We start from the raw sequence: 24,906 nt of genomic DNA on the forward strand, positions 1-24,906 counted from the left end.
ATATCATATGGCGCGCAGGTATTTTCAGCACACTCACCACTGAAAAACTGCTCAAACGCAGGCAGCCACTCGTATTAAACCATACAACATGAATGGCCCAATTCTGAAGGATGCGACAGGGGAGATGCTCCGGTATGAAGTTGTTGTGTTTGTAGATGTGGGTAAAATGCAATAGGAAATTTTAGCACCGGTAACACTCCTTTCTTCCTCAAAATGGATTCATTCTAACATGAGTAATCGTTCAAATTGGTAATAAATTTCAAAATGGTTCTCGTATGGTTGAATCTTAACACCCTTTTTTGCGAATTGTCAAACCTTTTTCAAAAAAATGTATATGGCTTTCCAAGAAGCTGGCTGGGTTAGGACGGTTGGTGGTCATTCTAAAAAATGCTATGATATAGTTAGCAGACGTCATTGTATAAGGAGATGAGAATAGCGTATGAGCATACAGGTAACTGAACCTGCGGCACAGTGGTACATTAAGGAGCTTGGTTTGAAACGTGGAGATTCGATCCGTTTTTTTGTTCGCTATAGCTCTGGCGGTGGGTTGCATCCAGGCTTTTCTCTGGGAATTGCCGTAGAGCCTCCGCAGCACCCCGTATTACAGCATGAAGCGGCTGGCATTACGTTTTATATGGAGGACCAGGATTACTGGTATCTCAAGGGCCATCATCTGGAAGTTAAGTATTTGGAGGAACATGATGACATTATTTATACCTATGTTGAGGATGGACAAGCTTAGTACTCCACTGTCAATCATAGCGTGCAAATAATTGTTCTTGGACATGAAAAGCGGCGGAGTATCGTGTTACAGGAGATGAACCTGTACATGATGCTCCGCCGCTTTTTTGTGGTTAAGGCGGGTATGTCGTATGTTAAGGGTTGTTAAGTATCGGGCCATCGAGTGCAAAATCAAAATCATCAATGTCGTACACATGTACAGGTACGGAAGCTTCGATAATGCGGTGGATCCAGTCCAATTGATCCGTCAGAATGGGTAATGATTCACGCTGAGCTGTTAACACCAGTTCAGTCTCAATTGGATCAAAAAATTCTCCGTAATGTGCTGTATCAACAGCATTAATGATAATGAGTGATGTATTGGCATCGAATAGAATAGGCAAGCTCTTGGCCCAAGGCATCTGAAGCGCACGCCGAATTTTTTTCTGATTCAACGGTTCCTCAAAATAACTGATCAACTCGCTTACCTTCCGCTTCACATGTTGATCGTCCATAGGATTATCCATGAGCGGCTCTGTGCTATCCTGGAATTCGTATAGCTCTAGCAGTGATGTGTAAGGCACCATATATTCCACAGGGGCGGGAGATGTAAGAAGTTGGCCGTATATAGCCACCATTACAGCTTCCGTTACAAATTGTCGAGACATCGGTCAAGCCTCCTGCATTTACCAAATTATGCGATATGAGTATACCACAAAGCGGGACTGAATTCAGCCCGACATGCAGATTGCTATCATTTATTCCTATATTTGTTGTACGAATTTAGCTGCGGCCAATTAACAAGGAAAGCAATCCGGCAGCAATTAGAGGTCCAACAGGAACTCCTTTAAAGAAGGCAACGCCAATGACGGTCCCAATCAGTAGACCTGTCACAATAATGGGCTGTCCAGACATCAAAGTTACTCCGCGGCCGCCAAGGTAGGCTACCAGAATTCCGATACCAATCGCGAGCAGTGATTTCCAGTGCAGGAAGGACTCCATCACCTGATTGATGCTGATTTTACCGCTGGCTAGCGGGGTCATGACCCCAATCGTCAAAATAATAATTCCGATCGTCAGGCCATACTTTTCGAGCCAGGGGAAAGCAGAATGAAAGCTGGTTACCCGCAGCAGCAGTAATACAACCATGGCAATAGTCACGGTAGAGTTGCCACTAACAATCCCAAGACCAGCCAATACCAGTAAGATAAGTGAGCTGTAATCCATACAGATGTTCTCCTTCGTTTATTTAGCTTTGGATATGCTCCGCGATTTGACGCCCGTGCCAGCGGCCTGTTTCAATAAACACTTCATTGGCATTGCTGCCTGAAGCGATGACCCCCGCGACATATATACCTGGGATGTTCGTTTCCATCGTGGCAGGATTAAATTCTGGTTTGTCCAGATCTTCAGCCATATGAACGCCGACAGACTCCAGTAGTTTTCGTTCCGGGTGAAATCCAGTCAGTGCCAGTACAAAATCATTTTCGAGTCGGAATGCTTCAGTGTCCAGCGGAGTGACTACGACATGGTCTGGATGAATTTCGGTAATGCGTGCGCCTAAATGCAGCGTGATCTTCCCTTTTTGTACCATACTGTCAAACAGTGGACGAACCCACGGCTTGATGTATTGGGACAACTCGCTTCGACGATATACCATATCAATCGTAGCTCCGACCCGCACTAATTCCATCGCAGCATCTACCGCAGAGTTACTGCCACCGATAACTGCAACCCGGGTTCCTGTGTAGGGATGGGCTTCGCTGAAATAGTGAGTGACTTTATCCAATTGTTCCCCGGGAATGCCCAAATAGTTTGGATGATCAAAATATCCTGTAGCCACAACGACATAGCGTGACGAATACGTTTTGGTTATTTCTCCTTTGCTCAGGGTGTGTACCGTAAATGTACCGTCGTCCTGGCGATGAATGGACTGGGCCTCCTCATAATGCTGAATGTTCAAGTTATAATGAGTGGCTACCTTACGATAGTACGCCAGTGCTTCATGACGAAAAGGTTTGTCATTAGGGGTACTGAATGGAATATCACCGATTTCAAGTAGTTCAGCGGTGCTAAAAAACTGCATGTTCGTCGGATACAGAAAAATGGAGTGAACGATGTTGCTTTTTTCAATAATGACAGTTTGCAAACCTCTGCGGCTGCATTCGATTGCAGCAGATAGTCCGCAGGGTCCGCCACCGATAATGATTACGTCGTGCATTTGGTTGAACCTCCAGTTGTATTGGTTTATTACGCCAGTTTTGTAGGGTTAACATTATTTTGACGATTAAAAACGGATCTCAGGATTGAAGCAAATCGCTCAGTATGTGAGAAGTTTTCAAATAATAATCCTACCGCAATGCGAACACAATATCCAGCCGTTTTCAGAAAAGATGACAGACGGTGAAGATTGACAGCCACTTTTAGCAAACATATAATTAGATATATATCTAATTTATGTGATTGAATTCGTTTGCATAGCAAGTATGTACTAGTGAAAAGAGGTGCAATAACGATGCAACTGGATAAAATGGTCAATTATCATAAAGCACTTGCTGATCCAACGCGAATGCGGATACTACTTCTTTTGTCCTGTGGGGAGATGCATGGCCAAGCTTTGGCGAAAAAGCTGAATTTGTCCCAACCGACTGTTACGCATCATGCTTCCAAACTTCGTGAGACTGGGTTGATTAAGGAACGACGTGATAAAAACACGGTGTATTTTACACTGAATCCAGAATTGATCCGGCAGCATGCCGAGGCGACGGTGCGATTTATTTTCGAAAAAGGAGAGGGGGAGGAAGAGATGTCAGAGTTGAATGAAACGCTGGAGGCATCGGTCTTACGCAATTTTTTTTCCAAGGACGGCAAGTTGCGCCAAATCCCTGCGCAGTATAAGAAAAAATTGATCGTACTTCAGATGCTGGCAGAAAAGCTGGAGCCAGGCCGCATGTATCCTGAACGTGAATTAAACGAGTGGATCAAGCAATACCATGAGGATTTTGCAACGATTCGGCGTGAGCTGATTATGCATCAGTTTATGTACAGGGAACGGGAAATGTACGAATTGAACCCGCGTGAGATGTGGACGCGCTGGGATCAGGTACGCTAAACGAAACTTGACCAAGATTTCAAAAAAGTTTCGTAGCCGCCTTGACAGACAATTGATGGACTTGTATGATAAAGGAAATTTTAGGAGGAGGCGATGTTATATGCGTACGAACATGAATGGATGGGTTCAGCAGCAGAATGACTTGTCTCCCGCACGGACAATGCACGGTTAAAGACTGTATAGATCTATGGTCTTGGCTTAGCAGTTGGTTGGACAGTAGAACCAACGAAATCCGCAGGGAGTGATTCCCTGCGGATTTTTTATGGTTAGGCGTCTTGTTATCCAGTTGTTGGTTCTGGGGAGTGGTCTGTGAGACTGCTTGCTTAAGTGAACGAACGGATCGCATCGACCTGAATCGTATACCCTCCGCAGGGAAACCCCTGCGGATTTTTCGCGTTGTTCGCATGCGGGGAGAAAATGTACACCTATCAAATAACATTACGATCAAAAATGAACAATGAATTCAGGAGGAAAACAATGAGTATACATGAATACGGTTGGTCTGATTACTGGAACGTTTTTTGGGACCAATGGAAGCAAGGCTTTGAGGAACGCACAGGAAATACACAGGTACGTCCTGCTCGCTTGATTGCCGATTATGGACAAAAGGTGAAGCTTATCACAATGGATGGAGAACGCTGGGGAGTGTCTTCAGGTAAGCTACGACATGCTGTTGTCGATCCGGCGGAAATGCCTGCTGTAGGGGACTGGCTAGCAATCACTACGCCAGATGAAGTGTCGGATGCAGTAATTCATGCCGTCTTGCCGCGGAAAAGTCGAATATCTAGACAGGCAGCGGGCTTTGAGACGAGGGAGCAGCTGATCGCTACCAATGTGGATACGCTGTTCCTTGTTAATGCGCTGAATCATGATTTTAATATGCGCAGACTGGAACGGTATTTAATTATGGCTTGGAACAGCGGGGTAAACCCGGTTGTCGTTTTGAGTAAGAGTGACCTTTGTGAAGATGTCGAACAACGGGTTGCTGAAGCGGAGGGAGTTGCCCCTGGTGTACCTGTTATCGTTATTTCTGCTTTGCAGAATGAAGGCAGAGAGCAACTGGAGACGTTTCTTCAGCCTGGCTCTACAGTTGCTTTGACAGGCTCTTCCGGTAGTGGGAAATCCACGATAGTAAACTGGCTTTCCGGGTCTGAGGTTCAACTGACACAGGATGTGAGGGAGGAAGACAGTCGGGGCAGGCACACAACCACTCACCGACAGCTTTTTCCTATCGCAAAGCAAGCCGTTTTGCTGGATACACCTGGTATGCGCGAGCTTAATCTGTGGGATGATTCCATGGGTGTCGCTCATACCTTCACGGATATTATGGAAACGGCGCAGCAGTGCCGTTTTGCAGATTGCAAGCATAAGGGCGAAGTTGGGTGTGCAGTGGAGGAAGCTATAGAGAGAGGGGAGTTGTCGGAATCGAGAGTGAACAATTATCGCAAAATGCAGCGGGAACTGGAATACCAGGCGCGTAAGGAAGCAGACCGGCGCAGGAAAGATAGCCGTTCAAGCACAACCCCGGGGCGTAGGGATCAGCGAAGTGGCTGGCGACGTGATGTGGAGTGGTGAGCCGAACTGCAGTGAAGTATCAAATGTAAAAATATACGAAAATCTATGTTGTAGTCGGCATATGGTATAAAGGGGTGAATATATGCCGAACTACAGCATTGTGGTGGATTTATCGGATCGTCGTTTATATTTGAAGGATGGAGATCAGATTGTTCTTAATTATCCAGTCGGTATTGGCAAGCTGGCTACACAGACACCGCATGGGCAATTTACGATTATTAACAAACAACCTAATCCGGGCGGACCTTTCGGAGCGTTCTGGATGGGGCTGTCCAAGCCGCATTATGGCATTCACGGCACCAATGAGCCATGGTCCATTGGCAAGATGGTGTCACATGGCTGCATTCGAATGCAGAATAAGGATGTGCTTGAGCTTCAGGAGAGGGTAAGTATAGGCACGCCAGTCACGATACAGCCGTAGCGGCTAGACGACATGAGACTCTGTATCTACTCATACGTGGAAACCGCGTCATAGACTGTATCTGTGAAGCGTATTTCATGGCGAACGGCCGTAACTTTAAGTTAGATGCTGCGTTTAGTTACGATTTGGGTTGGATAGGGATACGGGCTTCAATCTGTTTGGAGCCCTCTTTTTCGTCTGCAGATTTGACTAACGGTCCCGAAAGACGTTCTCCTTGTGTACCATACGCCTGTTTGGCGTTGGTCCACATATCTTCGTTTGGTTCGAAACTTATGACTATGATGTAGCGGTTGGCAAGGCTCGGCTTTTTGACCCTCATGCTGAAGGAGCCGTCAGGCATAACTTTGGTTTGATCATCGTAGCCAAACTGCCATCGTCCCGGAAAATCAATCTTGAGTTTGACATCCGACCCTTCCAGCAAATTGCTGCGCGCATATACATGATAATAGTTACCCTCTTGCTTCACATCAGGCTTAATCCACACTTGAGGGCTGCCGTAGTCCTTAGGTTTGTTCCAGACGGGCTTAACTAAAGGGGTATTGCGTTCTTGTTCAGGATCAAATTCAGCCCCAATCCGAACTTCATGCAGAAGCTGTTTGTTTTCTTCGTATTGATATACATAAGGACCTTCCAATTTGTTGCCACCGCTGCCATACAGATTTCGTATTTCATTGTCTTGGTCATCTGGACGGAACAGAACAGTCAGATCCATACTGCCCTGTATTCCGGGGCGTTGTACCTGGAGTACAAAACTTCCGTCCTTTTGAACGGTTGTCTCATCCGTGTACCCAGTTAACAGGGAGTTTTTGACCGCAAGATTCCCTTTGATCCGTGCTCCGGCCGGGAGGTTGGAATGTCCTGTAACCTTCACGGTATTTTTATCAATGCTGACGCCACCTGATATTTCGACATAGCTGCTGCCTTGCTGATGGACAGGTGTATGATTGGCAGCTCGTTCATCAAGGGATGATGCACCTTGGTTGGGATTACCCGTTACGGTGTAGGCACGTGCTTCAGCTTCATGTTGGGCTATACTCCGGGTTGAAGCTTTTTCCCTGCTGCATGCAGCCAGCATCGTTAGAATTAAGAATGCGAATAAAAGGTTGCAGACTATTTTGGTAATCATGTGTTTACTCATGGTTTTTGTTCGCTCCTTGTCCATAGCTTCCAGGCTTAACGTGATAAAATTATCGAAACTTTATGTATTTACCCTTATTAAAGGGTATGTAATCCCGCCTGCTTTATCCTATAAGGAACGTACCTGTTTAAACAACAGGCAGAATGGTTAAAAATGGATAGCCTGATCATCCCCTTGAAAAGCAGGGGCAGCTTGCTGTAAAGGAGCCTGAGTCATATGTCCATTGACCGTTTTATCTTAAAAAAGCTGGACAACTGCCGGGAAGAGCATACACGCGCTAATTTACTAGAACTGTTTAGAATACGGATTGAGAAGGCGCAGAATAAGGAACGAGGCGGTAAAAAAGGTTATCGCAGAATACTTTAAATAAAGTCTGATCAATCCATAAGCTGCGGTAAGTCACATGTATCATGTTTTAAAGCTGCTGATATGGAGAGGGTGCTGAAATGTCCCTCTCTTTTTTGTGTGTCTAAAGTGGACAAAAAAAAGTCCCTCTTAATAGAGGGACAATGCCAATGAATCATTTTCACTAACACTATGCAGGATGGCTTCACAACCGACAATCTCTATACTGATCAAAGAGTTAAGGCATTTTTGAAGGGCACGCTTGCCGCTGGAGATTTTATTCTCCAAAGTGTTACTTAGAAGTTTTAATGTTTTTTGTACTGGTTGCTTATTTTCTTGATTGAAGTATACGGGAATACGTTTGTTTTGAAATGTAATTAATGTTCTCACAAAAATCACCTCGCCTGAGTTATTTCATGGCTTAATTGTAGTGCCCGTTTCTTAAAATTACCTTAAAAACACCTTATAAAAACATAAAGGTCTGAAAAATTTACAAAGTGTTCACAACAATCTAGGTAACAATCGAATTTAGTTCTAACTAATCGACAAAATGACGTATATACCCATATTAGAACCGATCCCATACATATTATTGATACCAATGACTCTACTAATATGAGAATCTATGACCAAAGTCACTGTTTTATTTTTGGAGTGGGTATTTTGTAACAAATTGACAGTCTAATAGTCGGATGCTACAGTTACGATAGCCATATTTCCGTGGAAATAGGCTTTTTGCGTGAACTTTGCTATATATTAAGGATCGGGAGGGATGACAGATGATCCTGACCGTGCTTTCAGGACGACAGGAAACAGAGTGGTTTGACATCGAGGTAGCTGATGAATACTCGGTGGAACATTTAAAGCTGATGCTGGGTGTGCGCATTTTCGGCGAGCCTCCGGCGGAAGGCATGCAATATATTATGGAAGCAAAGTTCCCGGAAGGGCTCTGGTTCAGGGTGGGAGATAACCAGCTACTTACAGGATCCGGCTTGCGGGAAGGCTGTACTGTGCGTATTCAGCGCGCTTTTTCGACAACTCAGGACGAAGCGCCTGTGTATGGAAGGCGTTCTCTGTTTCAAAATGAAAAAAATGGGTAAATACACACATGAAATTATATGAAACCTTGGTAAAATGAAATAGTAAGCGAAAAGGGGGACTTTTGTCTTGAATGCATTATACCAGCGATCCCCGAGATTAAGGCCGGCGCTCCGAGAGGAGAAGCTGGAGATTTTACGGCCTCCGGCTGAGCCGAGCAAGCCGTCTTTTTCTATTATATCTATACTTATTCCGTTAATGATGACGTTGGTGACTATAGGCTTTTACGTATATATGAGCAAAACAGGCAAGATGGGCAACAGTAACTATTTGATGTTCCAAATGGTCACTGTGGTCATGATGCTTACATCTTATACGATTCCTTTTTTTGTCTATCTAAATAATAAGAAGGAATACAAGCGCAAGCTAGAGGAACGGGACCGCATGTACCGGGAACAGCTCCAAAAGCATCGTGAAGAACTTGAAATGAAACGCGAGGAGCAAATTCGCACACTATATGAAATTCACGGTGACCCGCAAATATGCACTCAAATTGTCAAAAACCGCAACAGTTCACTTTGGGAACGATCACCGGAGGATGAGGACTTTTTGCAGGTGCGTATTGGAACTGGACAAGTTCCCTTTCATATAAAATTGCAAATTCCACGCCCAGACGGTTATGACCGAGATCCTTTGTTGGGAGCTGCGGATGAACTGGAAGAAGAATTTCGTCTGGTAGACGCTGCTTCCATTGCATTACCGCTGTTTCAATCCAAAGTGGTTGGATTGGTCGGCGATCGGGAACATACCCTTGCTGCGTTAAGAGTCATTTTGGCACAAGTGACGGTTCGTCACTCGCCAGATGAAGTGAAAATTGCTTCCTTCTATGACGAGCGAGAGGAAAGTGAATGGACCTGGATGCGCTGGCTTCCACATGTGTGGGATGATGACCGAATCCAGAGAATGATGTCAGACCGCAGTAGTAGTGCACATCAATTAGCAGATTTTCTGTTTGCCAGACTGAACCGCCGTAAAAATAATCGTAATGAGCGTCAAGGCAAAGGGATGGAAGTCCCTTGTTATGTCGTTGTTTTATCTGACACCCAGCTGATTGAGGAAGAACCGTTACTGCCGTTGTTATTGGAAGACGGCCGAACCATTGATGCGTGTACGATTGTGCTGGCTTCTCGTAAAGAGGCTTTGCCGATGCAGTGTCAGCTGATTGTGGAGGCTTCCAAAGAGCAGGGCGTATATGCCCGTAAATCAGAGTCGGCGGAGGTTGAACAGCAAAGTTTTAAACCGGATCGTTTGTCAAAAGAGGAAGCCGATGCATTAGCGCGGTACATGGCTCCTATTCGCTTGAAGCGTTCCTCTGCTTCTGATATTCCCGCTGTGCTGCCTCTGTTTGATATGATGAGCGTAGCAAGTGTGGAAGAACTGGATGTGGCAGATCGGTGGCGACGTAACCGCCATCCTGATACCTTACCTGTGCCAATGGGCGTGCGAGCAGGCGGCAAGAAGATTATGATTAACCTGCATGATAAGATAGAGCGTCAAGGGCATGGTCCCCATGGCTTGATCGCCGGTACAACGGGTTCAGGAAAGAGTGAGGTTATCCAGTCCATTGTAGCCTCGCTTGCTGCCGAGTTTCATCCGCATGATCTTGCTTTTATGCTGATCGATTACAAGGGTGGAGGCATGTCCAACACGTTCGTTAACTTGCCGCATGTTGTGGGTACGATCACGAACTTGGACAATAATTTGATTGAACGTGCCAAAATATCTCTTAAAGCAGAACTGGTTCGTCGGCAGAAGATATTGAACGATGCAGGCAATTTACAGCATATTGATGAATATTACAGACTACTCCGGCAGCGGCAGGAACAACCGCTGCCTCATCTGGTTATTATTATTGATGAATTTGCACAATTAAAGCGGGATCAGCCAGAGTTTATGGACGAGCTAATCAGTATTGCTGCGATTGGGCGGACACTAGGTGTCCATTTGATTTTGGCGACGCAAAAGCCCGCAGGTGTCGTGGATGACAAGATTTGGAGTAACTCCAGATTCCGCATCTGCTTACGGGTGCAAAGCGAAGGCGATAGCCGTGACATGTTGAAAATACCGAATGCCGCGTGGATTACGAAGCCGGGACGAGGATATTTCCAAGTGGGTAGTGACGAAGTATTTGAAGAGATGCAGTTTGCTTGGAGCGGTGCGCCGTATATAGGCAACAGCGATATTTCTTCTGCACTACCTGTACATGAAGTGAGACTGAACGGAAAACGTGAAGCGCTACTGACGGGCGGCGAACGGGCAAGCTCGGGCTTAAAAGGAGAAGAAGCCCCTAAACAGCTTCAAGTATTTATTGATTATATTGCGAATGAGGCTGCTAAGGCAGGGATCGAACGGCTTCAGGGACCGTGGCTTCCGCCGCTGCCTGAATTGCTGGATTTAACAAATTTGCCGGCATGCACCGAAATAGATAGTACATCATCACCTTTGGAGCTGAAGGCTCTTATTGGTCTAGTGGATGATTTGCCGAATCAGCGACAGGAGCCAATTTATGCATCGCTAGATCATGGTCATTGGGCTGTGTATGGCATGCCCGGCATGGGGAAAACAACCTTTTTGCATACGTTGCTGATGTCCACGGCTCAGCGATTTGCTGCGAATCATTGGAACGGTTATATCATTGACATGGGTCGAACGATGCGCGACTTTGGGGAACTTCCCCAAATCGGGGCTGTTATGATGGCTGAGGAGGATGACCGGATCAAGCGATTGTTCCGTTATCTGTTCAAGATGGTGGCCGTACGCAAGGAAATGCTTTCCGAGGCTGGAGTCAAAACAATAAGCTCTTATCGACGTTCTGCTGTCGAGGATATTCCGCAAATTGTCGTAGTTATTGATGGATATCTTAATTTCCGTAATGCTTATCCAGATGAAAATGAACTGCTGGAATCTCTTTTGCGAGAAGGGGGTAGTCTAGGCATCACGTTTATCATTACAGCGAACCGGATTACCGATGTGTTTGAGAAATTCCGCAGTAACATACCGAATGCTGTTTCTTTTGAAATGTCCGACCCGAGTGACTATTACTATGCGGTAGGGCGACCAGCCAAAACGCCAGGACCGTTAATTCCAGGTCGCGCTCTGGTTAAAGGGCATGTTCCTCCGCTGGAGTTCCAGACGGCACTGCCTTCACCAGGAGAAGATGAGGCGGAGCGATCAGCACGGCTACGCCGCAATATTGCTGGCATTGTGCAGGAATGGAAAGGCAAGCACGCACCAGCTATCCTACCATTACCTGAGCGGATTCCACTATCGGAGCTGCTTCAGCAGTGGGATCGGACGAGTGGACCATCGGGCGCACTACCTTACGAAGTACCTGTAGGCCTACAGAGTGACGATCTTGAGCCTTTTCTCCTGAATCTGAAAGAAGGGCCCAATTTTATTGTGGGTAGTCCAATGGAGGGTGGAAAAACCTCCTTTCTAATGAGCTGGATTATATCGCTGGCTTATTACACATCACCCGATCAATTGGAAGTCTATACGATCGATACACGCTATGGAGGCGGGGGACTATCTAGATTACGACATCTTCCTCATGTTAAGGCTGCTGCTGAAAGTGAGGAAGAAATGGGACCTCTGGTACAGCAAGTGTATGATATTGTTCAACAACGGAACAAGGAGGGGAATGATCCCGAATTGCTCCTGGTCATTGATGATGCGGATATGTTAAGCAAGCAACTGAATGATTTTATGATAAAGGATCAGCTCTCCGCCATTGTACGGTTGGGACGTGATCGCAATGTGCATGTCGTGCTCTCGGGTGTGCCATCTGATTTTCCTACCTTTGGTGTGGACTGGTTTAATGATGTCAAGGCAAGCCAAAGCGGTATGCTATTTGGAACACTAGATTCGAATGATCTATCGTTCTTTCGTATCCCTTATTCGGAGGCGAACGCCGCTACTGGTGGACTAAAAGTCCTGCCACCTGGGCAGGGGTACTACGTACGGCGCAAATTTACCAGGATAAAAGCGGCAATTCCCTTCTCAGAGCAAGTGAGCTGTGAGGATTGGATAACGAAAATTCGTGACCGATGGCATGTTGTAGTTTGAAGGGAGGTGGCTCATAATGTTAACGTTTCAAGCTTCCAAGCAGAAGTTAATAACCCTCAAGGCGAAGGAACTGTTTTTTCTGGCAGGCGTATTGGGTTCTGACCGACTGCTTGGGGTGGAAGATCCGTTTAAGGGCTATCTAGCAGAGGAGTTGGCGGAAGAGTGGGAGCAAGTAAAAGCTACTCTTTTGGAAAAGGGTTATCTAAAGCGGGTAGATAAGGGCAAAGAGCTAGCAATGCCTCCTACTGTTTTTTCAAGAGTCGCTATCGCGGGATTATCCAACAGGGCTTGCCGTATACGCTATGTGCGGGGAGGTAAGCAATTTGAAGGCTATCTCCATTGCACGAACGAGCGTGTAGTGGAACTCGTGAAATCCGCTGATGAACCCGATGAGTATCGATTGTACGATCTGGGTAATGTGGAAAAGGCTTGCGAGACATTGATTGATAAAATGGGTTGGGTAGATCGACTTGTGCCTGAATCCCCCGCACTAATGTTCTCCAAGCAGGCGTTTAATAAAATTTACGAGCAATCGGCAGGGGAAAGTGTGTCTTTGATCAGCAGTAAACTGACCGAGGCTAGCGGAGATGCAGAGGGGTCTGCAAGACTGGCTCAGTCTTTGAGTTCCCGTGTAGCTGAGGGAGAACTGCAATTGCTGGTTTGGAACGGCAGGGAGTGGGAATCACAACGGGCAGCCTTTGTCCTGTGTCCTGCAATGAACTGGATATTTCGGATGAGCTCTAGTGGTAACGGGGACTGGCTGATTGCAGCTATGGCTTCAAGAGATCAGTTTGTGGATTTATTATTAAATTGGTTGAAACAGTCGGCAGTGAATGAAGAAGTGACAGAAGAAGGGTGATGGATATGCGCATTCGAGTTGAACCGGATGTGCTTCGGGGGCTTAGCGGGCAGCTACAGCATGCGGCGGAGCAAATTCAACAGTTAACAGCAGGTTTGGAGCAGGTGTTACAATCGCTGGATTGGGATGTATCTGCACGCGAGGCGATCTTGAATCATTGGATGCAGGCCAAGCGGATGTCAGAACAGATCCATGCTTACCTCCATACATCAGGTACACAACTGAACCGAAAGGCAGAGCAGTTTCAGTCTGTTGACCACAACTATCAAACGATACTGTCATTTGCCAGCCAACCATTGGGACGACCCGTCACGATGCTCGATTGGTCGAATCAGCAATCACCGTCTATTCTGCCTGGGCAAGCTTCGGAAGGAAGCAGCCTGATTTCTAACCCGCAGTCTGTCGTACATGCCATTTCTGGTGTACAGTCTTCGGATGTAGAAACGTTGCATCAGGATATTCTGATGCAGGCGTCTTCTAGCAGTCCGCAGGATTGGTATTTTACTGATCCGTCTACAGTAAGAGATCAGCCTGTCGCTTAGTTGGGATCGCGTTCCGGGACAATCTGGATCGATTGCAAAATTACTTGAGCTCGTTCCACAATTCCCGGCTTTATGGGACTTATTAGGTGTTTTTTTTGTTAATATTATACTGTTAGGTGCTGTTTTATAGTTAAAAAGTGGGATTGTTACAATTAGGTCCTTTGCCTTTTGTAGGGAATTAAATAGCCATAGTACAATTTGAACCAGATAAACAAAAACATTATTTATCATCAAGGAGGACTCAAAAAATGGCAGGACGCATTTTAATTACCCCAGAACAGGTTGATCAGGTGGCTAACCAATTTAAACAAAGTGGTGAGCAAAGCCAGCAGATCGTTTCCAGTTTGACACAGTCCATCTCAGGTATGGAAGGTCAATGGGAAGGTATGACTAAACAACGCTTCTTCCAAGAGTTTCAGGAAGCTAGCAAACAAATGCAAGCTTTCGTAACGACTTTGAACAGCATCAGTCAAGAATTGACAGCTATCGCTAACAAATTCCGCACGGTTGACCAAACGAAATAAGTTGTCTTGCCTGATAGGCATTAACTTATCATATACCACTCTATTAAGAAGCAATATGTGAGCCATTCCTCACGGTTTGGCACAGGATGTTCAGGAAAAACCGGGCGATCTTCGGATACCCGGTTTTCTTGCCATCCATAGATGTATATAATAAGGTGAGGAAAACTAGCATACTGAATGATGTAAGGAGAGGGATGTTTCATGTCTTTTCAACCGAATCCGGGAGACGAATTGATCATAAACGGCACAGCTTATGTGGTTGGACGACATCCCGCTGCACCCGGTTTAGCCTATGCTCAAGCAGGGCGTCAGGGAATTGTATACCAGCTAAATGCCAAAAACGGAGCGCCACATGAGGCAAAAGCCCTTAAGGTGTTTTTTCCGAAGTTCCGCATCCCGGCTATGGTTTATCAATCTGAGCATATGGAAGCATACGGGGATATTCCCGGTTTGCAGGTATGCAAGCGTGATGTGCTCACTCCAGAAAGAAACGGAAGTCTGATTGCCGAGCAGCCTGATTTGCTGTATGCGGTACTGATGCCATGGGTTCACGGTATGACATGGTTCGATTGTCTCACAGATCAGCGTCAGCTTGAGGCTTCCGATAGTCTGGCTTTAGCCAGAGCATTGGCAGGGATCGGTTCAGCTATGGAGCAAAAAGGATTGGCGCACTGTGATTTATCGGCGCCGAATGTGATGCTTCCGTTTTTTTCTGAAGTGGAACTGCCTGAAGGCACGTCAGCTGTGGAATTGGTGGACGTGGAACAAATGTATAGTACTAAAATGGATCGTCCAGACGCTCTATTGGCAGGTTCGCCAGGGTATGCCGCCCATCGTACCGTCCACAGCGGGTTGTGGAGTGCGTATGCAGACCGTTTTGCAGGGGCAATCATTATAGGAGAAATGTTAGGCTGGTCTGACCGTGTAGTAGTCGACAAAGCGTGGGGCGAAAGTTATTTTGATCAGCATGAAATGCAGACGCCTTGCGAACGTTATTTTATTTTACGAAAATCGCTGGAATCTCGTTGGGGCAGCAAGGTGGTAGAATTGTTCAGCCGTGCTTGGGATAGTCAGGATTTAAGCAGTTGCCCTACTTTTGGCGAATGGCTGGTTGTACTTAATGCGGTTACTGAGCAGGAAATTTCAGTTGAGGCTATAGAACCGGAACCTGCTGCGACAGAAACAATAGAATCGGCAGCGGTGGGTGGCCTTTCCAGTGAAGCTGCATCCTCTTTGTCAGCGCCTGCACCGCTCAAGACTGAACAGGCTGCACTGCTAAATCAGGCCGCCCTGGAGCAAGGAGAGCGTGGGGTAACGGACAAGCTGTTCCGACAGGCACGTGATTTGGAGCAGCAAAACAAACCTGCTGCAGCGCTGGAAGTATACCGGTCGTTGTATCATTTTGTAGAAGACGGCAGTCCTTTGCATGTGGAGGTGTCAGCTGCGATCACAGGACTAGAGGAGCAGTTGAATCCCATGACGCCAGAGCAACCTGAAAAAACAAAAGCCTGGTATCGCTCCAAAGCGTTTATCGTGACAACTGCGGCCGCAGTCGTTCTATTGGCAGCTGGAATCCCAGCCGTGAATATTCTTGCAGATCAGTCCAATCAGCGGCAAATCGAGGCAGCCAAGCAGGAAGAGGCAGCGAAGGCTGCAAAGGCGGCCGAGGAAAAGCTGGCAGCCGAGCAGAAAGCGGCTCAAAAATTGCTGACGGAGAAACAACGACAGGAAGCGGAACAGCAGACCAAACAACAGGCACTTGCTGCTCAAAAGCAACAGGAAGAGCAGAAGAAACAGCAAGCCCTTATCGCTCAACAGGTTAAATATGAAGCTTATCTCGCTCAAAAGGAACAAAATAAGCAGGCGGCTGCCAAGTTGGCGAAGCAAAAAGCGTATGATCAACAGGCAAAGTATGAAAAATACTTGGCTTTGAAAAAAGAGCAGGAAGCTCGTGCCGCCCAGGAAGAGGCAGCTCGTAAGGCAGCAGCCGAGGCGGAACAAAAGCAAAAAGAGTCCATGCATGCACGAAACAAGGAGAACGTTCTTCAGCTTATTTCCCTGTACAACAAGGCGTATGTCTCTCAGGAAGGTGGCAGCGCTGCGAAGGCAAAGAGCTTTGCGAAGCGTTTTAGAACACTATATGATAGTAATCCTTCTTATTATCGTTCGGTAGGTGAAGTGGGATATCGAGCCTCCTCTATTTATAACTTTTTAGGAGACACGAATTTTAGACTGCCTAAAATTTAATATTTCATATGTCTATATATGGACGGAATGATAGATACGAAACAGATGGAGATAGAAGGTAACTGAGGGGAGCATGTACAAATCATGAATTATACAATACAGGCTTCACAACGCACTCCCGCCCTGATCATTTACCTGATTGACATCAGCGCGTCGATGAACATGCTGATGGAGGGGCGGCGGCGTATTGACGTTGTATATGAAGCTATATCGTTGGCGATCCGGCAGATGGTTTTTCGGTCAACCAAAGGAAATCGGCTGACAGCGCGCTATCGGATTGCGATTTTGGCTTATAGTGACGATGTGTATGACCTACTGAATGGTGTCAAGGGAATTGATGAAATCGCGGCCATTGGTTCGTTGCCCGATTTGACACCCAAACGGTTTTCAGATTCAGCAAAGGCCTTCTTGCAAGCTGAGCGTATTTTGCAAGCGGAATTACCAGGGATGCAGGACTGTCCTGCACCTTTGGTCTGTCATATGACAGATGGAGTTTCCACAGGTGATGATCCGGAACCGATTGCGAAGCGTATTATGAGCATGAGCGTACCGGACGGTAATGTACTGGTGGAAAATATATTTTTATCCGACAGGTTGCTGGAAACGCCTATTCAGGACCCCCGTCGCTGGAAAGGTCTAACACATAATACGCCGTTGCAGGATGAACATGCTGTGAAATTGCGTGATATGTCTTCTGTGCTGCCTGAAAGCTATCGGGAAATGCTATTTGAGGCAGATTATCAGTTAGGTGAAGGAGCCATTATGATGCTACCCGGAACCTGTGCGGAACTGGTGTCCATTGGGTTCCAAATGTCGGCCGCAACGCCTGTACGGTAAGGAGGTAAAAGCATGAATCCACTGCTGTCCCTGCTCCCCGTGAGCAAAAAAAAGGGAATGAATGCAAGGCTGACTCAGCAATTTGCTTACATAAGCTCTCAGACAGGCGATCAGCCTTTATCATCTCATCACAGTCGTTTTATGTGTCGTTATGGCTATGGAAGGTCTGCCGAATCTGCCAGTATGGGAGAAAGCGGACAGGATTTCGCCGCAGTACGTATTCATAAATCCGTCTGTTGTTTTGTCTTGTGTGATGGTGTCGGGCTCAGTTACCGAGGAGATTTTGCGGCCCGCTATCTGGGTTCTTCTTTACTGGATTGGATGGAACGGGGACAAGATCTGTCTGCTGATCAATTGAGAGTGTACCTTGAACGTTTGGCAGGTACAGCGGCAGAAGAACTGGATCGGCAGCCTTTGGATCACGAATCAGGCCTAATGCGTTCGGTATTGGAAGATAAACGTCGTCAGGGTAGCCAGTCCATGTATATTTGCGGTAAAATCGAACTGCCGAAGCGTGGCAGCCGTGGCCGTCTCCGACTTGCCTGGCAAGGGGATTCACGTTTGCGACTATGGAATGGTGCCGAGGAAATCAGCGAGCTATTCGATCATACCTTCTCTACAGCGGAGCGCTGGTCCACAAGTCGTGGGCCGATTGGAGGGAAGCCTCATTGGTATGAAAGAAGCATTCCCGCAGATATGCCGATGAGATTACAGGTATATACGGACGGTTTATCCGATTTGGACCCCATTCGCGAGCCTGTCCCTGATGAGCAGATACAGGTACTGCTGGATGCATCCCATACCGGGGGACTTGATGATGATGCTGCATTTATTGAGCTGCAGTGGTAAATAAAAGGACGTTATACAACCATGGATATGGATGTATACGTCCTTTTTTTGATGAATACATAGAACATTAAGATTCGTTAAGATATTTATAGAATGTAACGAGGAGGAGAAGGAAAGACGCGCTAATGCGCGTAATACTCGTACTTTTCTTAAATATCGCAAAGGAATAGCAAAAAATGCGCAAATATGGTGATTATAAAGTATATCCTTTTGGGTAATCTTGTGATTATACAGATTACTGAAAGGGAGCGATACATATGAGCTACACATATGCAGGAGGCGCACGCTTTGAAGGCAAAACGGCTCTGATCACGGGGGCTGGTTCTGGCATTGGCAAGGCAACGGCCATTCAAATGGCTAGAGAAGGAGCGAATGTCGCTCTTTTTGACGTAAGTAATGAGCGTATTTTGGAGACAGAAAGAGAAATTAATGCTATACGTGAAGGGTCAGCGCGGGCATTTGACGTGGACATTGCCGATCCGGTGCGTGTGGAAAAAGCAGTTCTGGAAGCGGTTGAATTATTTGGCGGTCTGCATATCATTTTTGCTAATGCGGGGATTAACGGGGTCGTCGGACCGATCGAGGATCTGAGCATTGAGGATTGGCGGCAAACATTGTCCACGAATCTGGACGGTACCTTCCTGACGGTGAAGTATACAATTCCACATTTGAAAAAGAACGGTGGCGGCAGCATTATTATTACCAGTTCCATTAATGGAAATCAGCGCTTTACCAGCTTTGGGATGTCAGCCTACAGCACATCGAAGGCGGGTCAAACTGGTTTTGCTAAAATGGCTGCGCTGGAGCTGGCTAAGTTTCGTATTCGTGTCAATGTCATCTATCCGGGTGCCATTTCGACGAATATTGATGAAACCACGGAGAAGTCGGAAGGGTTAAAGCAAATTACCATCCCCGTCAAGTTTCCCGAAGGAGGACAACCGTTGGCTGATGGACCAGGTCAACCCGAGCAGGTAGCTGATTTGGTAACATTTTTGGCCTCAGATCATTCGCGTCATATTACTGGCGCACAAATTGTCATTGATGGGGCAGAGTCGTTATTGTTTTAGAAATAGAGCATTGTCTGGGACAGAGAAATGTTTTGTGGTATCCTGAGTGTATTGTCTTGGTTACGGTGCGAATGTGAAGCTCACATAAAAAACCTGGATCCTTCGCACCTCGAAATTTGTCGAAATGGTTTTAAATTAGCTTTCTTCGTTAGAAGTCAATAGTCGATTCAAGCTTTTTTGGCATCGTTTTTTTCGGAAATGCATGGAATTGATATCATTAGGGTATTAATTCCTTCATTTTCGCTGTCGTCGCACTCTATATGAGTGCGTGGATTGCGAATTTGTTGGCTGGTAAAAGGTTTGGTTTAGAACAAGTCGTGGTTCAGTACAGTCAGCATTTTTATTTTATAAACGAAGATTTGCACGAGGAGGATTATATGAATAAAAATGATGATCGTCATGATAACACCCCAGAATAAAGAAGGCAGTCGAAAATATAGACATACTCTTGATAGACTTTCTAATACATAAATAATCAGTCAAGTAAAACGCCGTTCGGAACGGAGAAAGCAATCACTATTTATCAAGTTTGTCCCTAATTGACAATGGAGTAGGTTGGGGTATTTTTATGAACGTAAGGAATTTGAAACTCACAAATCTAATATTTAATAGTAAAGCTGATCCTTTCTAGGATCAGCTTTACTATTGACCCATTCCACTCTACAAGTAAAAGTACTTTTTTACTTGTGAGTCTTTAGCGTTCTGCCCTTAAAGAGAATATACGACAGCTCATGTTTGATAATTTTATTATTCTCTATTGTTTTCACATAATCTATGTCATCTTCGCGAGTTACAATTTCATCCTTATCTATACTGGGTCTTTTACGATTTCTATTTTCCCCGGCCGTGCTATTGTCAGAAAAAATAAAAGTAACATTTAAATCTTCAATGCCCTCACTAATCTTTTTCCCTGTCATATTCTTAGCTGTAATGGCCAGATGAATTTTTTCTCCCATGGTCAATTTGTACGATAACAACTGGAATGCATTTTCATTATCCACTTGTTCTCTAAAATGATCCAAATCTTCTACATTCTCCATCATAGGTGTCTTCATTAATTCTTTCCCAGAGAGAGAATACAGTTTATTTTGCTGATCCCATTCCTGGTGTATGTCTAAGTACTTAGTAAGAACCCCCAAAGGGACAAACATCGCATTTTTATAAAGCACAGGAACGGTATCCATTATGGACGTGTTCGAGTCGGTAATAATCTCGTTGGAGTTCATTTTAAACTCAACCTTGTGTGTTCCAAACTTAATTGTGGCCGTATTAGAAGTTGGGTTAAACGTAGTCTGTCCTCCCAATAAATCATTAATGGACCTCAAAGGCACCATATAGCGATTATTCTGATCAATATAAGGTGCCTTAGGAGCTGTGAACAAGACATAGTAATTGTTAATCTTCAAAAATGGAGAACTTGGAGCTATACTCTGAGCTGACATTTTTCCTGTATAGGGTTGAGAAAAGCAAAGAAACAATGCGCCTATAAGAATGACTCTGAACAACATCTTTCCCATAAAATATCCTCCTTAAAAGAGAGAGGCTACCACAGCCCCTCACGGAATTTCAATCTAAAAATATACTGTCTATTTCCTCTCCTCCATGCACGTAATCCACTTCAACTTTACTCCGTGGCATAGAATAATAATCATAGGTTTGACTGTTTCGCCAAGGGTTATGATCTTCAGAATCTTTACCAATATAGGATGTAGCTCAACGAACTCTTCTGATGTAAGAACCAACGTTATAGTCTTGTCGATCTTGTAGTCAGAAGGGACATAAAATTTCATTTGTACTTCTTGATCAGGCTCAAAGCGTGGCTTAAAAGTATAAGGCTCTTTTACACCTTCAATGAGCATGAAAGGAGCCCAGTCATTATATTCTGTACTATGCTGTAAACCAACATCAACCGCCAGCCTGGAAGAAATAAGGGACGTTATTGATCTCTATTTCATTGACCCTAGTGGAGTACAACCTAAGCAGAAAGTCATCTCTATCCTGCGGTAGCATCTCGCAGAGGCTGACCAGAAGATCGGTGGGTTACAGCAATTCCGCGCTGATTTACAGGCCAACATCGAACGCTTCGAGCGCTGGTTCGAGGAAAGAGAGTAGCATTAATTTTTTCCTAGTTGCTCAGGGCGCACAGCTGGCGTCCCGGCCGGTTGAGACAGTAATGAGCAGGGGAATTGTTGCAACCATTTTATGAGATGATGCATCTGTCGAAAGCGTCGTCATGAACGAAGGCTTCTTAGAGAAGCTTGGAACAGGTGGTGTTCACATCTCGATGACAAGTGGACTCGCCCGTTCCTATGTCAAGTCTATTGTCGACCTTTTGAGCATTGAGCAGAGACAAGACTAACATCAAAATCCGGTGCGCGTTCATGAGATGATACCCGCTTTTATTAAGCAATTCCAGTCTACAGATGTTAAGAAATTCATAGTACGGGGACAACCTGTTCGAAACCTGAGAAAAGACTAAGCTAACGGAGAACGTTAGTTTAACTTCGAAGAGGCTGCGCCACACGGTAGCCCCAACTTATTTTTTATCCGAAAAAATCATGCTAAACGCCAAGACTCACTGGTCTATTCAGTTAATTCTCCGATGCTCCTGACGGATGTGTCGGAGGATAAGAACATATTACGTATCGGGTTCGCGGATTTCGCGGATTTTTGTTTTTTTCGTGATACATGTTCTTTCCCAAGACATGTATCGGTATCCGAAAAGGACAAGAACTTATAATCTTATCCCATCCCTTTTTGCCTACCGGCGCCTCCTGATAGAAGCAATAGACTTGAACATCCGTTGAGGCTGTTAATTTTGCGGGATGGGAACGACCTCCTTGCGCACCTCGTCCGGCTGCGTCACGGTTAGCTTTCCAGACGAGTCGGTCACGGAACCGCCGACTGTATGCTCGAAGCCGATCCGGGTGACCTTCCCGTCCAGTCCGATCAGGCCGCTTTCCTCCGTGCTGGAATCTCCGGCAATGCCTCTGCTGTAGAATACCAGCGGCTTGTCGATTTTCGGCGTCCGACCCGTACGGTCCTTCAGCTTTTCCTCCAGCAGCAGTTGAAAGCTATCTCCAATGCTTCCGTCAAAATGGGCCTGCCATGTCGCGACAAGGAAATCGTCCTTGTATTCGTAATAGGTCGCCGTCTCGTTGCCCTCGATGGTGAAGAAGCGGAGTGCCTCTCCTTCGGGAAAGAGGAAGGCGGTGCTGTAGTCCTCGGATTCGTGGAGCGTCCGCAGTGGCGTATGCTCGTAATGGGTTCCAGAGAACATCGCTTCCATGGCCAGATTCCTGCTTGCGGCCAGATCGCCGGTATAGAGCGCGTCCCGCTGCTTATCGGAGAGTGGCGACTCGATGGCGACAGTGTTGTTTTTCCATTCCACCTTGTAGCCGTACTGCTCGGAGACGAAGCGCAGAGGCACATAGACGCGATTATGGACGGCCTTCGCTGGCACGTCGAGCGAAATCGGACCCGACGAGGACGAGTTATTCCCAAACGTCTCGGTCGCGGCCGTCTTCTTCCCGACGGTCAGCTTAATCGTCTGCGACCATTTTCGGACGACCACGGTGTCCGTTTTCGCATCCCAATCGACGGCGGCGCCCAGTGCTTCGGAGACAGCTCGGATCGGCACGAGCACCCGTCCCTGATCGTAGATGGGGGGACTGTCGGTCGCGATCGGCTTGCTCCTCACCGTAATGCCAATATCCACGGTGGCGAACGCGGTTGTACCGACGGATAATGCACCGATGACGGCGAATGTGCATAGAAGCTTTTTCATAGTATCCACTCCTGTTCTCATGATGGCAACGTTCTTTCCGAATGCATACCAGCAATCTCTATTTGTATGTTAGACGCGGGTGGACTTGAAAAAGTTTCCATCCATAGATTGGCTGACCACAGACTCATGGATCAGCTGCCTTGTTGCGCTAAACATTCCTGTAGAGCTTAAGATTCTTCTCTATACAAAAAAGACCACTTCAAGGTTGAAGTGGTCTGGTGTTCTGATCCCATTTACTCTGCAAGTGACTCAATCAATTTTGGAAAAGAGCCTCCAGCTCCTTTAGTAATTTTTCAGTTCTAAAATTGGTTGCGGCCATGTCCATTACACTCCAACAGATTTATATACAAAATTATAGCCAACTTAATATTTGGTGCTGATAGTGTGTACATACAATAAAGTTGTGTACTAACGAGTAAAATGCAACTTTTCCCACCAGTACGATATACAATAAAGTTGTGTACTAAATTCCATAATTTTAAATTTATTCATTAGAAAAAATAGTACTCATCCTGCGTTACTCCACAAATGCGCCCGATTGTGGTATAAGGGATGACTCTAGGTATTGCATTTACATCGTTAAGCACAAAAATAAGATTTTAAAAACAGGAGTATTATTGATTGTTTCCAAACTGGGTTTTACTTTTCCATTACGAATTGCACTTTCAATTGTCTTACGTAACCCTGATAAAATAAATTAAATATTTTGAAATAACAAAAAGTAAACACCCTATAAATCCTTATAAAAATCTTTAAAAATGCATATTTTACACTAAAAAATTTGCTTAAAATGAAACCGTACTACAAATCTTTGTTATTGACTAACAGGCTACTTCATCGATTTTAAAGCAATTGTTAGCAAAGAAGGAGAAGACATTATGAACAAAATAGTTGGAAAAGTTGCTGTTATTACTGGGGCAGGTGGCGGATTAGGTAAATATATTGCACTTCGTTTTGCAGAAGAAGGTGCTAAATTGGCATTATGTGATATCAATGCAGAAGGGCTTAACGAAACTACTGAATTATGTAAAAGCAAAGGTGCAGATGTATTTGCAAAAGCATTTGATGCTACTGATCTTAAAGAGTCAACAGCATTTATTTCGGATACGGTTGCACAATATCAAACTGTAGATATTTTAGTAAATTTAGCGATGGCGATTGAGCCACCTCATTCGTTCTTAGATCATACGCGGGAGACTCTAGAACGAAGCTACCAGACGGGTCTTGTTACAACATGGGACTTTATGAAACTTTGCTATCCATACCTGAAAGAAAATGGTGGTAAAATCATTAACTTTGGCTCTGGAAGTGGGAATGAAGGACAAGAAGGCTATGCAGCATATGCAGCGATTAAAGAAGCAATTCGTGGTCTTTCGAGAGTAGCTGCGCGTGAATGGGGACCTGACAATATTAATGTAAATGTCGTAAACCCAGGTGCCATTACAGATGCGATTCAAGCATATTTAGACCAAATGCCTGAAGGTCAACGAGATCCACTTTATTTAGGTTTCTCACAAACTGCTATAAGAAGATTTGGCACGCCTTACGAGGATATTGCACCTGTCGTACTGTTTTTAGCGAGTGAAGACTCTAGACACATTACGGGACAAACAATCAATGTAGATGGCGGTGTCATTATTAACGCTTAATACCTTAAATGAAATAGATGGTGCATATTGCGATCTATGCTATTAATAGGTATGGGTTAATGGAGAGATAG

General features: G+C 45.5%; 22 protein-coding genes. 15 read left to right on the forward strand and 7 right to left on the reverse strand.

The window, feature by feature from the left end; genetic code table 11:
- Nucleotides 1-439: 439 nt before the first annotated feature.
- Entirely contained in the window at nucleotides 440-742 is a 303-nt protein-coding gene (locus NSQ57_RS10255; RefSeq protein ID WP_039273555.1) for a HesB/YadR/YfhF family protein, read from the forward strand.
- 133 nt (nucleotides 743-875) lie between these two features.
- Here the strand turns inward: NSQ57_RS10255 and NSQ57_RS10260 are convergent, their stop codons facing one another.
- From NSQ57_RS10260 to NSQ57_RS10270, 3 genes are all read right to left on the reverse strand, one after another.
- Entirely contained in the window at nucleotides 876-1,388 is a 513-nt protein-coding gene (locus NSQ57_RS10260) for an ADP-heptose synthase (RefSeq protein WP_342425969.1), read from the reverse strand.
- 115 nt (nucleotides 1,389-1,503) lie between these two features.
- Nucleotides 1,504-1,947, reverse strand: coding sequence for a DUF441 domain-containing protein (locus NSQ57_RS10265; RefSeq protein WP_039273550.1), 444 nt, complete (start codon nucleotides 1,945-1,947; stop codon nucleotides 1,504-1,506).
- A 22-nt stretch (nucleotides 1,948-1,969) separates the two neighbouring features.
- Nucleotides 1,970-2,941 carry a YpdA family putative bacillithiol disulfide reductase gene (locus tag NSQ57_RS10270; RefSeq protein ID WP_029517056.1) on the reverse strand — a complete coding sequence of 324 codons (972 nt, stop codon included), beginning with the start codon at nucleotides 2,939-2,941 and terminating at the stop codon, nucleotides 1,970-1,972.
- A gap of 294 nt (nucleotides 2,942-3,235) precedes the next feature.
- Here NSQ57_RS10270 and NSQ57_RS10275 point away from each other — a divergent pair, with 294 nt between their 5' ends.
- The 3 genes from NSQ57_RS10275 to NSQ57_RS10285 all read left to right on the forward strand — a co-directional run bounded on the left by NSQ57_RS10275 (nucleotide 3,236) and on the right by NSQ57_RS10285 (nucleotide 5,828).
- On the forward strand, nucleotides 3,236-3,832 hold the full coding sequence (locus NSQ57_RS10275; RefSeq protein WP_029517057.1) for a metalloregulator ArsR/SmtB family transcription factor: 597 nt from the start codon (nucleotides 3,236-3,238) through the stop codon (nucleotides 3,830-3,832).
- A gap of 477 nt (nucleotides 3,833-4,309) precedes the next feature.
- Nucleotides 4,310-5,407 (forward strand): ribosome small subunit-dependent GTPase A, encoded by a 1,098-nt coding sequence (gene rsgA / locus NSQ57_RS10280; RefSeq protein ID WP_342425970.1) that lies wholly within the window; start codon nucleotides 4,310-4,312, stop codon nucleotides 5,405-5,407.
- An 82-nt stretch (nucleotides 5,408-5,489) separates the two neighbouring features.
- Nucleotides 5,490-5,828 (forward strand): L,D-transpeptidase, encoded by a 339-nt coding sequence (locus tag NSQ57_RS10285; protein ID WP_029517059.1) that lies wholly within the window; start codon nucleotides 5,490-5,492, stop codon nucleotides 5,826-5,828.
- A 118-nt stretch (nucleotides 5,829-5,946) separates the two neighbouring features.
- Here NSQ57_RS10285 and NSQ57_RS10290 read toward each other — a convergent pair whose 3' ends face one another.
- Nucleotides 5,947-6,966: a flagellar motor protein MotB gene (locus tag NSQ57_RS10290; RefSeq protein ID WP_342425971.1), complete on the reverse strand. Its 1,020-nt coding sequence runs from the start codon at nucleotides 6,964-6,966 to the stop codon at nucleotides 5,947-5,949.
- A gap of 216 nt (nucleotides 6,967-7,182) precedes the next feature.
- Here NSQ57_RS10290 and NSQ57_RS10295 point away from each other — a divergent pair, with 216 nt between their 5' ends.
- Nucleotides 7,183-7,332, forward strand: a complete 150-nt coding sequence (locus NSQ57_RS10295; RefSeq protein WP_023988262.1) for a hypothetical protein — start codon at nucleotides 7,183-7,185, stop codon at nucleotides 7,330-7,332.
- 129 nt (nucleotides 7,333-7,461) lie between these two features.
- Here NSQ57_RS10295 and NSQ57_RS10300 read toward each other — a convergent pair whose 3' ends face one another.
- Nucleotides 7,462-7,701: a hypothetical protein gene (locus NSQ57_RS10300; RefSeq protein WP_013370782.1), complete on the reverse strand. Its 240-nt coding sequence runs from the start codon at nucleotides 7,699-7,701 to the stop codon at nucleotides 7,462-7,464.
- A gap of 389 nt (nucleotides 7,702-8,090) precedes the next feature.
- Here NSQ57_RS10300 and NSQ57_RS10305 point away from each other — a divergent pair, with 389 nt between their 5' ends.
- The 9 genes from NSQ57_RS10305 to NSQ57_RS10345 all read left to right on the forward strand — a co-directional run bounded on the left by NSQ57_RS10305 (nucleotide 8,091) and on the right by NSQ57_RS10345 (nucleotide 19,399).
- Complete coding sequence (locus tag NSQ57_RS10305) at nucleotides 8,091-8,411, forward strand: hypothetical protein (protein WP_029517061.1); 321 nt, start codon at nucleotides 8,091-8,093, stop codon at nucleotides 8,409-8,411.
- Nucleotides 8,412-8,478: 67 nt separating this feature from the next.
- On the forward strand, nucleotides 8,479-12,474 hold the full coding sequence (gene essC, locus NSQ57_RS10310) for a type VII secretion protein EssC (RefSeq protein WP_029517062.1): 3,996 nt from the start codon (nucleotides 8,479-8,481) through the stop codon (nucleotides 12,472-12,474).
- A gap of 16 nt (nucleotides 12,475-12,490) precedes the next feature.
- The gene (locus NSQ57_RS10315) at nucleotides 12,491-13,333 is read left to right on the forward strand and encodes a hypothetical protein (protein ID WP_029517063.1); all 843 of its coding nucleotides are present in this window, start codon (nucleotides 12,491-12,493) and stop codon (nucleotides 13,331-13,333) included.
- Nucleotides 13,334-13,338: 5 nt separating this feature from the next.
- Entirely contained in the window at nucleotides 13,339-13,875 is a 537-nt protein-coding gene (locus NSQ57_RS10320; RefSeq protein ID WP_342425972.1) for a WXG100 family type VII secretion target, read from the forward strand.
- Nucleotides 13,876-14,123: 248 nt separating this feature from the next.
- Nucleotides 14,124-14,399 carry a WXG100 family type VII secretion target gene (locus tag NSQ57_RS10325; RefSeq protein ID WP_013309990.1) on the forward strand — a complete coding sequence of 92 codons (276 nt, stop codon included), beginning with the start codon at nucleotides 14,124-14,126 and terminating at the stop codon, nucleotides 14,397-14,399.
- Between the two features lie 201 nt (nucleotides 14,400-14,600).
- Complete coding sequence (locus NSQ57_RS10330) at nucleotides 14,601-16,646, forward strand: hypothetical protein (protein WP_342425973.1); 2,046 nt, start codon at nucleotides 14,601-14,603, stop codon at nucleotides 16,644-16,646.
- Between the two features lie 84 nt (nucleotides 16,647-16,730).
- Nucleotides 16,731-17,483: a vWA domain-containing protein gene (locus NSQ57_RS10335; protein WP_013309992.1), complete on the forward strand. Its 753-nt coding sequence runs from the start codon at nucleotides 16,731-16,733 to the stop codon at nucleotides 17,481-17,483.
- A 12-nt stretch (nucleotides 17,484-17,495) separates the two neighbouring features.
- Nucleotides 17,496-18,332 carry a hypothetical protein gene (locus NSQ57_RS10340; RefSeq protein WP_342425974.1) on the forward strand — a complete coding sequence of 279 codons (837 nt, stop codon included), beginning with the start codon at nucleotides 17,496-17,498 and terminating at the stop codon, nucleotides 18,330-18,332.
- A gap of 257 nt (nucleotides 18,333-18,589) precedes the next feature.
- Nucleotides 18,590-19,399 carry an SDR family NAD(P)-dependent oxidoreductase gene (locus tag NSQ57_RS10345; protein WP_023988269.1) on the forward strand — a complete coding sequence of 270 codons (810 nt, stop codon included), beginning with the start codon at nucleotides 18,590-18,592 and terminating at the stop codon, nucleotides 19,397-19,399.
- Nucleotides 19,400-20,079: 680 nt separating this feature from the next.
- Here NSQ57_RS10345 and NSQ57_RS10350 read toward each other — a convergent pair.
- Together NSQ57_RS10350 and NSQ57_RS10355 are read right to left on the reverse strand one after the other, a co-directional pair.
- Nucleotides 20,080-20,916 carry a copper amine oxidase N-terminal domain-containing protein gene (locus NSQ57_RS10350; RefSeq protein ID WP_342425975.1) on the reverse strand — a complete coding sequence of 279 codons (837 nt, stop codon included), beginning with the start codon at nucleotides 20,914-20,916 and terminating at the stop codon, nucleotides 20,080-20,082.
- Between the two features lie 1,295 nt (nucleotides 20,917-22,211).
- On the reverse strand, nucleotides 22,212-23,186 hold the full coding sequence (locus NSQ57_RS10355) for a stalk domain-containing protein (RefSeq protein WP_342425976.1): 975 nt from the start codon (nucleotides 23,184-23,186) through the stop codon (nucleotides 22,212-22,214).
- A gap of 878 nt (nucleotides 23,187-24,064) precedes the next feature.
- Here NSQ57_RS10355 and NSQ57_RS10360 point away from each other — a divergent pair.
- Nucleotides 24,065-24,835, forward strand: coding sequence for an SDR family oxidoreductase (locus NSQ57_RS10360; protein ID WP_069011427.1), 771 nt, complete (start codon nucleotides 24,065-24,067; stop codon nucleotides 24,833-24,835).
- The last annotated feature ends 71 nt before the right edge of the window (nucleotides 24,836-24,906 follow it).

The sequence above is a fragment of the Paenibacillus sp. FSL L8-0502 genome (genome assembly GCF_038593055.1).
In the GTDB taxonomy this organism is placed as follows: Bacteria; Bacillota; Bacilli; order Paenibacillales; family Paenibacillaceae; genus Paenibacillus; species Paenibacillus polymyxa_D.

Bases quoted from the DNA above. Each gene is read 5' to 3' on its own strand.
- NSQ57_RS10325 (WP_013309990.1), top strand. From the start codon at position 14,124: ATGGCAGGACGCATTTTAATTACCCCAGAACAGGTTGATCAGGTGGCT.
- NSQ57_RS10285 (WP_029517059.1), top strand. From the start codon at position 5,490: ATGCCGAACTACAGCATTGTGGTGGATTTATCGGATCGTCGTTTATAT.
- NSQ57_RS10295 (WP_023988262.1), top strand. From the start codon at position 7,183: ATGTCCATTGACCGTTTTATCTTAAAAAAGCTGGACAACTGCCGGGAA.
- NSQ57_RS10275 (WP_029517057.1), top strand. From the start codon at position 3,236: ATGCAACTGGATAAAATGGTCAATTATCATAAAGCACTTGCTGATCCA.
- NSQ57_RS10270 (WP_029517056.1), bottom strand. From the start codon at position 2,941: ATGCACGACGTAATCATTATCGGTGGCGGACCCTGCGGACTATCTGCT.
- NSQ57_RS10335 (WP_013309992.1), top strand. From the start codon at position 16,731: ATGAATTATACAATACAGGCTTCACAACGCACTCCCGCCCTGATCATT.
- NSQ57_RS10360 (WP_069011427.1), top strand. From the start codon at position 24,065: ATGAACAAAATAGTTGGAAAAGTTGCTGTTATTACTGGGGCAGGTGGC.
- NSQ57_RS10315 (WP_029517063.1), top strand. From the start codon at position 12,491: ATGTTAACGTTTCAAGCTTCCAAGCAGAAGTTAATAACCCTCAAGGCG.
- NSQ57_RS10330 (WP_342425973.1), top strand. From the start codon at position 14,601: ATGTCTTTTCAACCGAATCCGGGAGACGAATTGATCATAAACGGCACA.
- NSQ57_RS10305 (WP_029517061.1), top strand. From the start codon at position 8,091: ATGATCCTGACCGTGCTTTCAGGACGACAGGAAACAGAGTGGTTTGAC.
- rsgA (WP_342425970.1), top strand. From the start codon at position 4,310: ATGAGTATACATGAATACGGTTGGTCTGATTACTGGAACGTTTTTTGG.
- NSQ57_RS10290 (WP_342425971.1), bottom strand. From the start codon at position 6,966: ATGAGTAAACACATGATTACCAAAATAGTCTGCAACCTTTTATTCGCA.
- NSQ57_RS10255 (WP_039273555.1), top strand. From the start codon at position 440: ATGAGCATACAGGTAACTGAACCTGCGGCACAGTGGTACATTAAGGAG.
- NSQ57_RS10340 (WP_342425974.1), top strand. From the start codon at position 17,496: ATGAATCCACTGCTGTCCCTGCTCCCCGTGAGCAAAAAAAAGGGAATG.
- NSQ57_RS10260 (WP_342425969.1), bottom strand. From the start codon at position 1,388: ATGTCTCGACAATTTGTAACGGAAGCTGTAATGGTGGCTATATACGGC.
- NSQ57_RS10345 (WP_023988269.1), top strand. From the start codon at position 18,590: ATGAGCTACACATATGCAGGAGGCGCACGCTTTGAAGGCAAAACGGCT.
- NSQ57_RS10265 (WP_039273550.1), bottom strand. From the start codon at position 1,947: ATGGATTACAGCTCACTTATCTTACTGGTATTGGCTGGTCTTGGGATT.
- NSQ57_RS10355 (WP_342425976.1), bottom strand. From the start codon at position 23,186: ATGAAAAAGCTTCTATGCACATTCGCCGTCATCGGTGCATTATCCGTC.
- NSQ57_RS10350 (WP_342425975.1), bottom strand. From the start codon at position 20,916: ATGGGAAAGATGTTGTTCAGAGTCATTCTTATAGGCGCATTGTTTCTT.
- NSQ57_RS10320 (WP_342425972.1), top strand. From the start codon at position 13,339: ATGCGCATTCGAGTTGAACCGGATGTGCTTCGGGGGCTTAGCGGGCAG.